Origin of the sequence: Citrobacter sp. RHBSTW-00887 (assembly GCF_013728095.1) — a bacterium.
Taxonomy (GTDB): domain Bacteria; phylum Pseudomonadota; class Gammaproteobacteria; order Enterobacterales; family Enterobacteriaceae; genus Citrobacter; species Citrobacter braakii.
The window spans coordinates 4,592,679-4,605,836 of sequence record NZ_CP056267.1; the positions used below are offsets into that span (position 1 = coordinate 4,592,679).

At 48.6% G+C, this 13,158-nt stretch carries 8 protein-coding genes and 1 tRNA gene; 3 read left to right on the forward strand and 6 right to left on the reverse strand.

Translation table 11 applies throughout. The features are described from left to right. Nucleotides 1–585 precede the first annotated feature (585 nt). The 4 genes from HV314_RS21860 to HV314_RS21875 are packed head-to-tail and all read right to left on the reverse strand — an operon-like array spanning nt 586 to nt 8,458. Nucleotides 586–1,629 (reverse strand): Wadjet anti-phage system protein JetD domain-containing protein, encoded by a 1,044-nt coding sequence (locus tag HV314_RS21860; RefSeq protein ID WP_181546708.1) that lies wholly within the window; start codon nt 1,627–1,629, stop codon nt 586–588. 24 nt (nt 1,630–1,653) lie between these two features. Beyond that, a complete protein-coding gene (locus HV314_RS21865; RefSeq protein ID WP_181546710.1) occupies nt 1,654–6,090 on the reverse strand; it encodes a hypothetical protein in 4,437 nt (1,478 codons plus the stop codon). 2 nt (nt 6,091–6,092) lie between these two features. Continuing rightward, nucleotides 6,093–6,989 carry a hypothetical protein gene (locus HV314_RS21870; protein ID WP_181546712.1) on the reverse strand — a complete coding sequence of 299 codons (897 nt, stop codon included), beginning with the start codon at nt 6,987–6,989 and terminating at the stop codon, nt 6,093–6,095. 2 nt (nt 6,990–6,991) lie between these two features. After that, a complete protein-coding gene (locus HV314_RS21875) occupies nt 6,992–8,458 on the reverse strand; it encodes a hypothetical protein (protein WP_181546714.1) in 1,467 nt (488 codons plus the stop codon). Between the two features lie 175 nt (nt 8,459–8,633). On the opposite strand from HV314_RS21875, the gene HV314_RS21880 reads away from it, so the two are divergent. Both HV314_RS21880 and HV314_RS21885 read left to right on the forward strand, forming a co-directional pair. Next, on the forward strand, nt 8,634–9,527 hold the full coding sequence (locus tag HV314_RS21880; RefSeq protein WP_181546716.1) for a WYL domain-containing protein: 894 nt from the start codon (nt 8,634–8,636) through the stop codon (nt 9,525–9,527). A 293-nt stretch (nt 9,528–9,820) separates the two neighbouring features. Beyond that, a protein-coding gene (locus HV314_RS21885) for an IS3 family transposase (RefSeq protein ID WP_181546233.1) occupies nt 9,821–10,932 on the forward strand; the annotation gives its coding sequence in 2 pieces (ribosomal slippage) (nt 9,821–10,082 and nt 10,082–10,932; 1,113 coding nt in all). A gap of 208 nt (nt 10,933–11,140) precedes the next feature. Here the strand turns inward: HV314_RS21885 and HV314_RS21890 are convergent. Next, nucleotides 11,141–11,225 (reverse strand) — tRNA-Leu (locus HV314_RS21890). Between the two features lie 220 nt (nt 11,226–11,445). Between HV314_RS21890 and ahr the strand changes: the two genes are divergently transcribed. After that, complete coding sequence (gene ahr / locus HV314_RS21895) at nt 11,446–12,465, forward strand: NADPH-dependent aldehyde reductase Ahr (protein WP_103283431.1); 1,020 nt, start codon at nt 11,446–11,448, stop codon at nt 12,463–12,465. Between the two features lie 30 nt (nt 12,466–12,495). On the opposite strand, the gene idnK is transcribed toward ahr, so the two are convergent. Then, nucleotides 12,496–13,017, reverse strand: a complete 522-nt coding sequence (gene idnK / locus HV314_RS21900) for a gluconokinase (protein ID WP_047358547.1) — start codon at nt 13,015–13,017, stop codon at nt 12,496–12,498. Nucleotides 13,018–13,158: the final 141 nt, after the last annotated feature.

Here is a 13,158-nt window from a genome sequence, read left to right on the forward strand (position 1 = left end):
AGACTGATCCGACAGGAATAATTCATAAAAATAACTAGCAAAACAGATAAGAATATTAACCTTCACAAAAATAATCACCCATTACATTTTCAAAATGCGAAGATAATCACAATAAAAATTGACCTGTAAATTTAATTCACTTCAGAATCAATAAATTAAACATACTTAATTATAGTAATTTATTCAACAAGGTGGAGCACCTATGATTTGGTGCTTTGTCAGAGGAATATATAAGTTGAGCATATGATGCTGAAAAAGATGACACAAAAAAAGCCACCCTTAGGTAGCTTAATCTTGCATTCTTGGTGGAAGGCCGGATTCACCTTTTTCGTTTAAATCCTTGAAAATTAACAGGTTGTTAGATTTTAATTTGGCCCTCCCCAAAAAATGGGACATGAAATTGAATACTGCGCGGAAGATCACAAAGTTGGATTTTTATTCTCAATAAATGGAGCCAATATGATTAGCAAATATATATCATCGGTCACGATGAATAATAAATCAGCAGTAAAGGTTACTCTCCGATAGGAGTGCCCACCTGTATTATAAGTAGGCTATCCCCTAAAAAACACATTGGGATTCGAACTATATGACTAAACCTAAAGAAGCCACGCCTTCTTGAGGTAGACGCTGATGGATCGCCACAAGAGTCTTCATTTCTCGTAAAACAAACTGTGGCATCCATCTACACTGCAATTCAAAATCAAACCGTTCGTTGTTGGCGTTCCCTTCTGGCGTCATTAGACCATTTAAGATCAGTTCATTATAAAGCCATTCATCCAAATGTAAGCTGATACCGTAATCACTAAGCAGCTTACACTGCAACTGATGGGCGATTTTTAAGCCCGCTACATCCAGATCGCCAAAATAAAGTAGCTGTTTTACCTGTTCGACCTCAAGGAGTTGTGACACGCACTCCGCCTGGCCGGACACTTTGTTACCTGCGCCATAAATGACCAGTGACCAGCGAGTCTGAACTCGATTAAGTTGGCATAGTCGATAATACACATCGGAGTTTTCAACAATGATAGCCGGAAGATCATGGCAACATGATGACTCATACGGTAAAGGCGGTGCACGTCGAAACGCGCCCATATCAGCCAAAGTCAGAGTGACATGCTTCCAGCCATCAGGTGGCAAGGAGTCCAGCGCTTTTTCGTCACCAAATATAAGCAGAGACCGCTCACGATGCCCAAGCAAGCCCGGGAATAGTGACTTGTCGTCCTCGGTTTGGCGAAAAAGATATGTATTCAGCTGTTGTAAGCGTGCCTTGATTGGCTGGGTCAGTTGTCCTGTAATACGTCGGGCCAACCAAGGATGCCAGGCTATTTCTGATGTTGTCTTCGTAGGAACGATGGCACCTTCGTAAACAAAAGTACCTGGCAGGCGCATACCCCTCCAATAGCGCTGCCAACTCGCTTTGTGCTTAGGCTGAGCCCGCCAGTCCCTCTCAAGCATTTGCGTAACAGCCTGACTCAGCAAATCAGGCACCTCCTGGCTCAAAGCCTCTTGGTTGTGCGCGCGTAATACCTCATCCAGCACCGCATTAGCTTTCACTGTACGGACGGCCTTACCAGCGGCAAGACGATGTTTATTGGCTGTCGACTCCAGTCGGGATAACCAGATCATTACGCTACTCATCTCATATCAACCTTAAATGACGGGATCGAACTGTGGCTTAGCAGCCAGAGAAGCCGCCCACAGGGCATGGCGTTCTTTATCAACGGTTACCAAATCGCGCCGCCTCAGTTTTTGAACTTTATTCAGGAAGAGATGGTTATCAAACATTGATTGGGCGTTCTCATCCGAAATACCAGTCAGGTAGATGAGCTGGATTTTATAGGCTTTGGCCATTTGGGTTTGAATTCGCATTAGATCATCGGCATTCGATTTACCCAGCGGGTTATCGGCTAACAAAAATCCTGCACTTGAAATACCCGTATCGTACTCTCGTACTTTACCAACCGTCACAAACAGTAAAAAGGCAGATGTAAGGCGCTGTCCACCCGAACCTTCAAGTCGGGTGACAGGAGTCCATTGTGGACGGCTGGCATTCGTCTTCAGCAAACGCACCTCCAGCTCCCCTTCGCCAAATACCGACTGTATCAAATCAGCTGTCAAGGCGTCTCGATTGGGCGCTCGGGGTATCTGTCCCTTGGCTATCCACTGCTGCAGGCGGCTGCTGGCAAAACCCCTTAGATCAGCGGCAACATCATTCAGCCGATCGGTCATTTTGATAATAGGCCGACCAGGCAGTACAGGGCAATCCTCAGGAATTTTGACCAACATCGCGCGCTTGAGAAGTTTAATCGCCCCCTCCAGATGAGCAGTCAGATGGGTGACAGTCAGATCAATCGAACGCTGGAATTGTTCCAGGCTGTCCTGCACAGCTTCGAATACCTGCGTGATCCCTGTACCGACTCTGTCCAAATCGCCCAGCACTTCATGATAAGTTGCGATTGAGTCCAACTGCCGTAAGTATTCCTGACTGGCTTGAGCGTCTGGATCCTTAGCCGACTCTTCTTCGATCCGTTTGCGGAATTTTCCCCAGACCGTAGAGACGCATATATTTTGCTGTTTTAGCGTTTCATTTAGACCGGCATACTTTTGGCATTGTGTCGCCAGATTGTCAGCATATTCAGTGATGCTCTGGATCCTGCCAGGTAGACCCGCCGCAGAGGTCGGCGTAATGGGCTGGATCATCGCTTGAGCTGTTTTGGCGTTCTGCAGCCGTTCTTTCACATTTTCCATCTTTTGCAACTGCAGCTTCTTTTGCTCCAGGTGAAGTTTTAGCTGGTATTCAATTTCATGGAGGCTGTTGACGATTTCAGCCAGAGACGTTTGGATTGTCTCTATCTCAATGGGCTTCTCTTCCCAGACAAAATCCTCGTCAATTGCTTTACTAGCCTCCTCACAGCTTTGGGAAAAATTTTGCAGAGTTACCTGAGAATTAATTAGATTTTGCGTGAATTGCTTCTGCTGTTCGTTGAGGCGTACGATGCGGTTATTAATTACCGTTAGCTCATTGATGGCCACCGCTTTTACTTCGTCCGGATATATATTGTAGGTGGGTTGAGCGGTCAAACGCTCAGAGGCGTAACGTTGTGCCTTTCCAGCATCTTTCAGTTGTTGCTTGAGAGCGGTCACTTGATCACCGTTGGCTGCTTCGAGCAATTTTTTGTGCGCCTGAGCAGCCATCTCATGGGCATCTTCGGGGCTTCGTCCTTCCATACCTTCAGTAGCCGTAATCTCTGAATAGAACGGCTCGTTACACAGATTACTCCAGTTGCCCATCTGGATATTTAAAAGGGTTTTCTCGGAGAGCTTGTTCTCCTTGATCTCGCTCAGCCGTTCCAGTCTCTCTCTCTGGGTGCAAAGATTGCCCTTGCTTCGTTGAATCTGTGCAGCTAACTGCTCCAGTTTCATTTTCGCCGTTTCACGCTTCGCCCATTCTGTTTCTACAAAAAGACTCAGTTTATCATGTGCTTTTTCTGCCTGAATTTTCTGCTGTCGGGCATTGTTTAACCGCACCAGGACATCTCTCTTCTCGGCACGCAGTGTTTGCTCATCATGCTCAGCTTGCTTAAGTGCTGCATCAGCATTTTCCAGTATTAAGAGAGCCTGCTCCCGTTGGTCAAGCAGTCCCGCCCAATGCTTACCATACTGTTCGTAATGCAGACGCCAGTTATTCCTGAAAGATTCCAGTACATTAAGGGCGCTCTCCGCAGCCTTCACACTGATTTCCTGCGACGCTACGATATTCTCCAGGTCTTGCAGCCGGGCTTCGTAAGCGGCTTGGCTATATCCGTGCTTATCGGGGTTTGAGAGGACGACCTGTACTAATTCAGACGTTTCTCGGCGGAGATCTTGTGCTTCATCCAGCAAGTAAATAGCAATAGGTGCCTTCTTCCAGGGCAGGATCTCACTAATTTTATGGACCTGTTCAAACGTTACATTGTCGAGTGCGACCAGGCTCAGGTAGCGGCCAGGGTTTTGATCGATCACCGCAGCAATCTTTTGTGCATCATCGTTGTAAACAGAGGCCAAATAGTGTGGAAATGTCCAGAGCTTATCCCGTGCAATGCCCGCCGCATAAAACACTTCAAGTGCCTCATTGACCTGCTTAGCGACCAGTTCATGTCCCGTCATCCTTAACTCGTCCAGTTCGTGCCGGGCTTGCAGTAAACGCTCTTTCATTCCATTCAGCGTTTGAGAGTTCGCATTCAATACTTTGTCGAGCTGCAATCCACACAGCTCGCTGTGCCAACTAGTGTCTTCAATATCTAGATCATGTTGCATTGACGTTGGCAGTTTTTGATAGGTTTTTGCTAAAACTAAAGCACTATCCACAGCTGACTGGTGTTTTTGTTCAGCCAGAATGAGTTTTTGCTGGGCCTCACTTTTCTCAATTGATGCCTCCCGCACAACATTCAGCTGTGCTTCCAGCGCCTGCTCTTTTTGATGAAAAATTGTATTAGCCAGTTCTTCACTCTGCTGTGCATCGCGTAAGGTTAAATCCAGTCGGTATTGGGCTGCTACTGGTGTTTCATCCTTCTGGATCAACCCAGCTTCACATAATTCATTCCGTTGCGATTCGCCCTGCCGTTTGTCTCTTTTATATCTCTCACGATCCGCCTCCAGACCACCCAGCATTTTTTGTAGTTCGTCGTATGATTTTTTAAGGGTATTATTTTCCCTATCAATCTGCCCTAATTCTTCCTCAAGCGTAACCTTCTGCTGACGATGTCTGTTGATTGCCCACTCTAATGTACCCAAGGCCTCGCCAGCAGTACGCTCGAAAATCACCTGTAGCGGCCTTTCCGTTTCACTTTGGAATACCTTCAGATCCTCATCTGCCTGGCGGTACTCATTCAGGGCCTTAGCATAGGCTTTGTAGTCTATAGCAGCGTGAGTAATCTCAATCTGGCGCTGATTGGTATCGGCTTCGTCTTGAAGCGCAGCGACTATCGCTTTTTGTTTGTCGAACTGATGCTGCACGAGATCATATTCAAGCAGTGCTTTGCGCTTACCTAACTGCTCACGCAGAGACATCGCCTGGCCAATATGCGTTTGCAAACTATCCATGTTATCTTCAAGCTGCGTTTGTTCAACCTGAGCATCCCCGACAAAGGCTGCGAGATCGCGCATTGCTTCTCGGAAGCCATCATCCAGCAGTTGCTGCTGCGCCTGGATGCTTTCCAGCTGTTTAGCCGGATCAAGAAACGCCTGCCAGTTAGCCAGCACATCCTTCAGGAAGGACTCGTTACGACGGATCCCCTCTAACTCTCCCTGACGTTCAACTTCATGCTCTACCAGTTCCCGCAGCCGCTCAGCCGCATCTTTAGACATGGTGCAGGCGAAAAACGCGCCAAGGAAATCATGTTCAGTTTTGTATTCGATAAAACGGGTCAGGCCACCTTCTTCGGAGTTGAAGGTCACCATTGTTTTGATAAGATCAACGTTAATTTGTTGTTCCAGCAAAAATGCGCGCCACTCGTTCTGTCTGGTGGTTTTACGCCAATGCATGCCGCCTTCACTACCGGCCTTGAGATTAAGCCAGCTATCAAAACTGCGCAGGCTATTGGCATAGGGACGTAGCTCAGAATTGCGTTCCGCGCGGGAATAAGAAGGGACTTCATCAAACGGCGCGCCCATCAAGGAGTCGGGCGCATCACAAATAAACAGTGTGCGGTCAACATCATCTCCATTACGCTGATGAGCATGTCCCAGTAATAACGTTTGTCCTGATTCATTGACCATCTCAACCAAAACAACAGAGAGTTCTTTATAGAAGTAATTGCGGTAGTGGTATTCACTCTGGCGATGATTTGCCAGATATTGGGTGAAGTCACTAACGGACGGCTCAAAAATCGATAACAGCAGCGCGATGTAGGTTGATTTACCGCCCCCATTCACAAGCTGCTGATAAGTACTGGTCACCACCTTCGCATTCCTGACGGGCGAGCGCAGGCCTTCAACAACAGGGCTACCGACCGCTTGAGACAGGCCAATATAGTCCAGTGTTAGGTCCTTGTAGAAAGCTTCTTCATGGCCTGCGCCATCCATATAAACCCGCTTAATCAACCACATGCTTAAATCTCCGTCAAACGTTGTGTTTCTGTGGTTCCAGTTGTAACTGGACGTTCATTGAGCGAAGGAAACTCCAGGGTATCTGCTAATGCTGCAATATCGCTTTCAGCTAAAACGGACGACCGTTCTTCTACGGCTGGACTGATGCTCATGACAAAACGCACCGTATCTTCGATGCCAGTATGGCGCAGATAATGTTTGAGTTTTTGGGTCGGATACCAGTCGGAATCTCCCGACAGACTGCTGTCTTCGGCCAGAAATCCTTCCTCCTGCAGTAGTTGTATCCAGCGCGTTGCCATTTCTGTTTGCGAGCGAATACTTGAGACACGCCCTACCTTTTCGTCGTGAATACGGGGAATACGTTCTTCCTGCACAAACCTGGCCGCCATAAGTAGGCCATCTACGGTATCGTCACCCTCGGCCTTGCGCAGGGCAATCACCTGGTCGGCAACATTATTGAGCCTAGCTACCACCGAGGCGGCATTAATGGCGTTACTCTGACCGAACTCGACACGAACGGTGTCTGGAGTTGGAAACAAATCAGCCAGCAACGCAATCAGAGTTAAGCCTGCAAACAGGCGCTGTTCTTTCCGTTCCTTACCCTGTTGCTCAGCCATTGTTTCAGGTAGCAAGCGTTTGTTCAGCCAACCCAAAGATGGGGAAAACGGACCTCGGCCATCTGCAGCCAGTAATACCCCGTAGGTCTCATGAATCCCCAGATACCGCAATTTCATACCTGTCGCGACGCCACGGATAATCTCTGCGAACAGGGCATCACCTTGCAGATCAAGCGCACGTTGAATCAGCTCATCCCCCATTTTATATCCCAGTGAATTCATAATTGCCTGCGTGGCAATCTCGGCGTAGTGTTTCGCTTGTCGATGCGCGTTGTCGTACATAACTACTCCTCAAAGGGGTGTAAGGGAGCGACCGTTAACAGTTTGATATTGTTAGCCCGCCAGAGTGTTGTTTCGATAGCGTCGTCTATCTCCACTTTTATTGCGGGATCGCTGTTAGCTGCCAGGCTGCCAATATGAAGTAAACAAACCTGTTGTTCTTGTTCGGATAATTCTTCGCACTCATAGGCGTCAAAAACATCTCTAAAGCTCACATGACCCCAATTCTTCAATCGGTCACTAACCCAATTGCTGCATTTTTTAATGACAGATTCAGGGATACTTCGCAGGTTAGTTTCAATAGCTACAGGCTGATCGGTGAGGTCCTGTATCTCATGTGGAAGCGCCTGTTCAAATCTATCGAGATAAAGGTTCAGCAGCGCCTCAAGGTCAAACAGAATGTGCCGATCATCATCCTGTCTTCGGGGAGCCAACAGGCGTGCGGTGAGACCATCGATTTCCTTTTCGACAGTATCGGGGGAATGAAACAGCAGGGGCTTGAGTACACCTTTTTCAAGCGTTTCCCGGAAAAGGGTATTATCTCTGGGAATAATGAGTTTCAGACGAGCTCGCTCAAAATCTTTGTTAACATCAAGTAAGCAGTCTTGATAGCGCTGCGTAAAAGCGCAGACCTCAGCAAAAATCTCCTGTGCCTTACGTAGCTTATTTAATTTGTCGGGGTTTAATTTCGAACTTCCTTCAACCAACATTTCGGTAATGGCCGACATTGAGTTCTGGATATGTTCCAAAACCTCTCGGGTTTTATCAAAGGAATCATTGAGTACGGGACGGATATCGTGTGCATAAGATGCACTCAAATCACCAGACTGGGCAGCACGCACTTTCATCCGCATCCCAATCAGATATTGCTCCAGTTGCCGCTGCGTTGATTGGATCTGGTGTACTGCCTTGTCGATCTCACCGCGACGGATGGTTTTAAGCGTGCGCCAGGCCAAAATCGCAGCGCGTTCTATCGGCGTTTCATCCAAACGGAGGGTATAGAACAGCATTCCTTCATCAGTCAGCGACCAGAGAATATCATCTGAGCCGGATAGCTGGTCATAGCGTACCAAACGGACTATCTGCTCTTCGGAATGCGTTCGTTGCGAGAAGTCGTAATAACTAAGACGGAAAGGGTCTTTGATCGCCGCAAAAATCTTGCTGGCAACTTGCGCGTAGTCGGACGCTTCTTGTCCCGGATAGGCTTCATTGAGGTGCCCAACCAGACATAGCTCCGCTTCTTTACGCGTCATACCTGGCTGGCGCTCGCGGTCAGCATAATAAAGCATGGCGTCAAAGAGATACATAATTGCCGCCAGTGCATCAAGCTCGAAGCCATCAAACGGATTGCGCTGTAGGGCGCTGTATATTGAATCCAGCGTCCGCACTACCAGCAACGCGTGAGATTGAATCGTCAGCTCGCGGCGTGCCATAGATTCATTACGAGCCTGCTCCAAAAAACCTAGTGACATAACATTCTCCCTCTGAGACGGAAGTCACTATAGTACTCCCTGCACAATTAGACAAAGAAACTTTGCTTAATTTTCTTTGATAACAATGTTATTTGTTTTGATGCCATTCGCCTTCTATACTTAATCCGTATATCAAACCGCAATTGATTAACCTGCAAATAAGAATAAAACTGATATGTACTACTCAATGTTTCTTGATAAACACAAATCCCCCCTCAGCCACGCACAATGGTTGCGCTTGCGCTATATTGAGCGCCAGCTACTGTGGGAACGAAAAGTCACTTCGCGCATGATTGCTGAAGAGTTTGGCGTCTCGGCGCAACAAGCTCGTACTGATGTAAGAACCTATATGGAGGTCGCTCCAGGCAATGCTATTGAGAAGGGGGCCGGCCGAAAAGGGTATTTCCCCAGTACGACGTTTTCGCCTGTTTTGCTGGGAGACAACGATCTGGTCTGGCGTGCGACGGTAGAATTTCAACCGCCGCAAGCGGCCCACGCGCAGGAAATCCCACTCATCCATCGCGCAGTGCATAGCCACACGCTGGCAATTTTTTTGTCAGCAATCGAACAGAAGGGGCAAGTAAAAGTGACTTATGCGTCAATGGAAAACCCGGAAGGCATATCCCGTACACTAAGCCCTACGGTAATTATCACCGTTAACGGGCGCCAGCATGTGCGAGCCTATGACTGGGGTAGTTCGGCGTTTAAGGACTTTGTTTTGGCGCGATTTCTGGACTCGCCGGAACTGATTATTCCCGCCGCCCCCCCTCCGCGCAAAGATACCGCATGGGAGGTCGTAATCCCCGTGCGTTTTATAGCCAATCCAACACTAAACAAAGCGCAACAAGAGGTAATTAAGCGGGACTACATACTTGAACCATCTGAATTCAGCATTCGTGCACCAATGATTTTTTATTTATGCCCTGAAAACAATCTGCCTAAAACAGATGATGAATATGCACAAGCTACTGACGCCAGCAGCCACGGCCCCTTTGTCTATCCTGTTCTAGCTGTGCACGCCCAAACAGGTGAGCCTATTCATAAGTACCGCCATGCAGGTGAGAGATAGATATTCTGTTTACTAATAATTTATAGCCATTCACTGTGACTGTTCCTGTATCAGAGATATGATGCAGGAATATAAAAACCTGCCACCTATAAATTATGATTTTTAATTTCTGATTCAGTTGAATCCCCCATCCGTTCCATACGTGAAAATTTTTTTGATTTTCAAGCCCTAAACCCATTTCAGTATAGAGTTTTAAATTTACTGAAGTTCAGTATGTAAACATCCCGCATAATCGTACCATTCACATTTAGAGCTCATCCGGCATAATCAATCTGCCAACGAAGGAGATCGCTATGCGTAAAGCCCGTTTTACTGAGCATCAGATCATCGCTGTGATTAAGTCGGTTGAAGCTGGACGAACCGTTAAAGATGTCTGCCGGCAGGCCGGTATCTCTGAAGCCACCTACTATAACTGGAAGTCCAGATACGGCGGCATGGGGGCTTCTGATATTAAAAAGATCAAGGATCTTGAGGACGAGAATCGGCGTCTCAAACAGATGTTTGCCGACCTGAGCCTTGAGAACCGGGCGCTGAAAGACGTTATCGAAAAAAAGCTTTAAAACCAGCCTTTAAGCGTGAGCTGGTCACCCATCTGATAACGACATTTGGACTCAGTATCCGTCAGGCCTGCCGGAGTCTTAACCTGAGCAGAACGGTTTACCATTACCGTCCGGATACCACGCGTGACGAACCCGTTATTGTCGCGTTGCAGGCAGTGGCAGAGCGATACCCACGATACGGTTTTCCGAAACTTTTTCAGGTTTTGCGGCGGCAGGGATACCCGTGGAATCACAAAAGGATCCACCGTATTTACTGTCTGCTGAAACTGAATTTTCGCCGTAAGGGCAAACAGCGCTTGCCGGTGCGTAATCCCTCGCCACTGGCAACACCGGCAGCGCTGAACCAGAGCTGGTCTGTCGACTTTATGCATGATGCCCTGATCTGTGGCCGTCGTTTTCGCACGTTCAATGTCGTTGATGACTTTAACCGTGAGGCGTTGTCGATTGAAATCGATCTGAATCTGCCAGCTCAGCGAGTGGTCCGTGTACTCGACAGGATTGCGACAAATCGCGGGTATCCGGTCATGCTGCGCATGGATAATGGCCCGGAATTTATCTCTCTGACACTGGCTGAATGGGCAGAGAAACATGCAGTAAAACTGGAATTTATCCAGCCAGGTAAGCCGACGCAGAACGCTTTCATTGAGCGCTTTAACCGGACATACCGTACAGAAATACTCGATTTTTATCTGTTCAGAACGCTGAATGAAGTGCGGGAAATCACGGAGAAATGGTTGTCAGAATATAACTGTGAACGCCCGCATGAATCACTGAACAATATGACACCGGAGGAATACCGACAGCACCATTATTTGGCCGGGATCTCAAAAAATGCATGGAACTAAAACGGGTCTATTTACAGTCTCGACCTGTCTGGCGTTGAGCTTCATTTGGGGGCACATTTCTAATCGAAGTTAAGATGCCCCCAATTATGCCCCCAATGGCATCCGGATTTCAACGGACAACCTCGGACGACTCAGGACGTAAAAATCACTGCAATCATTGATTTTTAAGGGATAATTGGACTTTCTCGGATGGTCTTGGAAGTACTAATGGTGCCGAAGGCCGGACTCGAACCGGCACGTATTTCTACGGTTGATTTTGAATCAACTGCGTCTACCGATTTCGCCACTCCGGCACGGAAGGGATGCGGAAAACGTTGTGGATTATACCTGTCATGCGCCACCATGCAAGCACCAGCGTGTGCCTGACTCGCTAAGTGTTGAAAATTTCAGCATTCCCTTTCTCACCTGTAACCATCGTCACAGTTTGCCCCCTTATTAATCCCCCCTTCTGCGAAGCGTCCCGTTTCCCCATGCTCTACACTTCCAGTTCAACACCACACTGAGGGAAACACGATGTCGATGATAAAAAGCTACGCCGCAAAAGCGGCGGGCAGCGAACTCGAACTCTATGAATATGATGCGGGCGAGCTTAAGCCGGAAGATGTCGAAGTCCAGGTCGATTACTGCGGTATCTGCCATTCCGATTTGTCGATGATCGACAACGAATGGGGGTTCTCTCAGTATCCACTGGTTGCCGGGCATGAGGTGATTGGTCGCGTGGCGGCGCTCGGCAGCGCGGCGCAAGATAAAGGTCTGAAGGTTGGTCAGCGAGTCGGCATTGGCTGGACGGCGCGCAGCTGCGGGCATTGCGACGCCTGTATCAGCGGCAATCAGATTAACTGCCTGGAAGGTTCCGTTCCCACTATTCTCAATCGCGGTGGCTTTGCCGAGAAGCTGCGGGCCGACTGGCAATGGGTGATCCCGCTGCCGGAAAGCATCGATCTGGCGGCGGCGGGTCCCTTGCTGTGCGGCGGTATCACGGTGTTCAAACCGCTGCTGATGCACCATATCACCGCCACCAGCCGCGTTGGGGTGATCGGCATCGGCGGCCTGGGGCATATCGCCATTAAGCTGTTACATGCGATGGGTTGCGAAGTGACCGCGTTCAGCTCCAATCCGGCGAAAGAGCAGGAAGTGCTGGCGATGGGGGCGGATAAGGTGGTTAACAGCCGCGATCCGGATGCACTAAAAGCGCTGGCGGGCCAGTTCGATCTCATTATTAACACGGTTAACGTCGATCTCGACTGGCAGCCTTATTTTGAAGCACTGGCCTACGGCGGTAACTTCCATACCGTCGGCGCGGTGCTGAAGCCGCTGCCGGTGCCAGCGTTCACCTTAATTGCCGGCGATCGCAGCATCTCCGGTTCGGCAACCGGTACGCCGTTCGAACTGCGCAAGCTGATGAAGTTTGCCGGGCGCAGCAAGGTGTCGCCCACCACCGAACTGTACCCGATGTCGCGAATTAACGACGCTATCCAGCACGTGCGTGACGGCAAAGCCCGCTACCGCGTGGTGCTGAAAGCCGACTTCTGATGCAAGGCTCAGTCCCGCAAGGGGCTGAGCTTATTGCCCGTTACGAAACGCGAGCACCGCCTGGCGGCACTGTTCCGTCACATGCTCGATGTCATGGTTCACGTCGATGCGGGCAATATCACGTTCGTCCTCCTGCGGGCACTCCAGCGCGTCGAACTGGCTTTTGAGTAATCCCACCGGCATAAAGTGCCCTGCCCGACGCTGCATGCGCGCCAGAATGGTCTCGTAATCGCCGTCCAGCCACAAAAAATGCACATTCGGACTGCCCTGCCGCAATATATCGCGATACTGTTTTTTTAATGACGAGCAGACAATAAACCCGGTCTCATTCTTTTTATATAAACTGTATGAAGCGTCATTTAATCGCGCTAACCACGGTAGTCGGTCTTCATCGGTTAATGGAATACCTTCAGACATTTTATCAATATTTTTGGCCGGATGGAGATCGTCACCATCAATGAATTTGGCCGATAATACTGCAGCAATTTTGCTGCCAATTAAAGATTTACCGCTACCCGAAACGCCCATCAAAATATAACTTTCCCCGGCCATTGAAAAAACTCCAGATTCATATTCCATGGCGCGATACTACGCCTTCCACATTGCAGAATTCACCTTTTTTCGGCGTGGCTGAGCAGATTTACAAGGCGCATCACGTTATGCGTAACATTGTAGTGTAACAATTTTCCAGCG

What these genes read in the sequence shown, in the direction of transcription:
- HV314_RS21860 (WP_181546708.1), bottom strand. Translation starts at nt 1,629, where the DNA reads ATGATCTGGTTATCCCGACTGGAGTCGACAGCCAATAAACATCGTCTT.
- HV314_RS21865 (WP_181546710.1), bottom strand. Translation starts at nt 6,090, where the DNA reads ATGTGGTTGATTAAGCGGGTTTATATGGATGGCGCAGGCCATGAAGAA.
- HV314_RS21870 (WP_181546712.1), bottom strand. Translation starts at nt 6,989, where the DNA reads ATGTACGACAACGCGCATCGACAAGCGAAACACTACGCCGAGATTGCC.
- HV314_RS21875 (WP_181546714.1), bottom strand. Translation starts at nt 8,458, where the DNA reads ATGTCACTAGGTTTTTTGGAGCAGGCTCGTAATGAATCTATGGCACGC.
- HV314_RS21880 (WP_181546716.1), top strand. Translation starts at nt 8,634, where the DNA reads ATGTACTACTCAATGTTTCTTGATAAACACAAATCCCCCCTCAGCCAC.
- ahr (WP_103283431.1), top strand. Translation starts at nt 11,446, where the DNA reads ATGTCGATGATAAAAAGCTACGCCGCAAAAGCGGCGGGCAGCGAACTC.
- idnK (WP_047358547.1), bottom strand. Translation starts at nt 13,017, where the DNA reads ATGGCCGGGGAAAGTTATATTTTGATGGGCGTTTCGGGTAGCGGTAAA.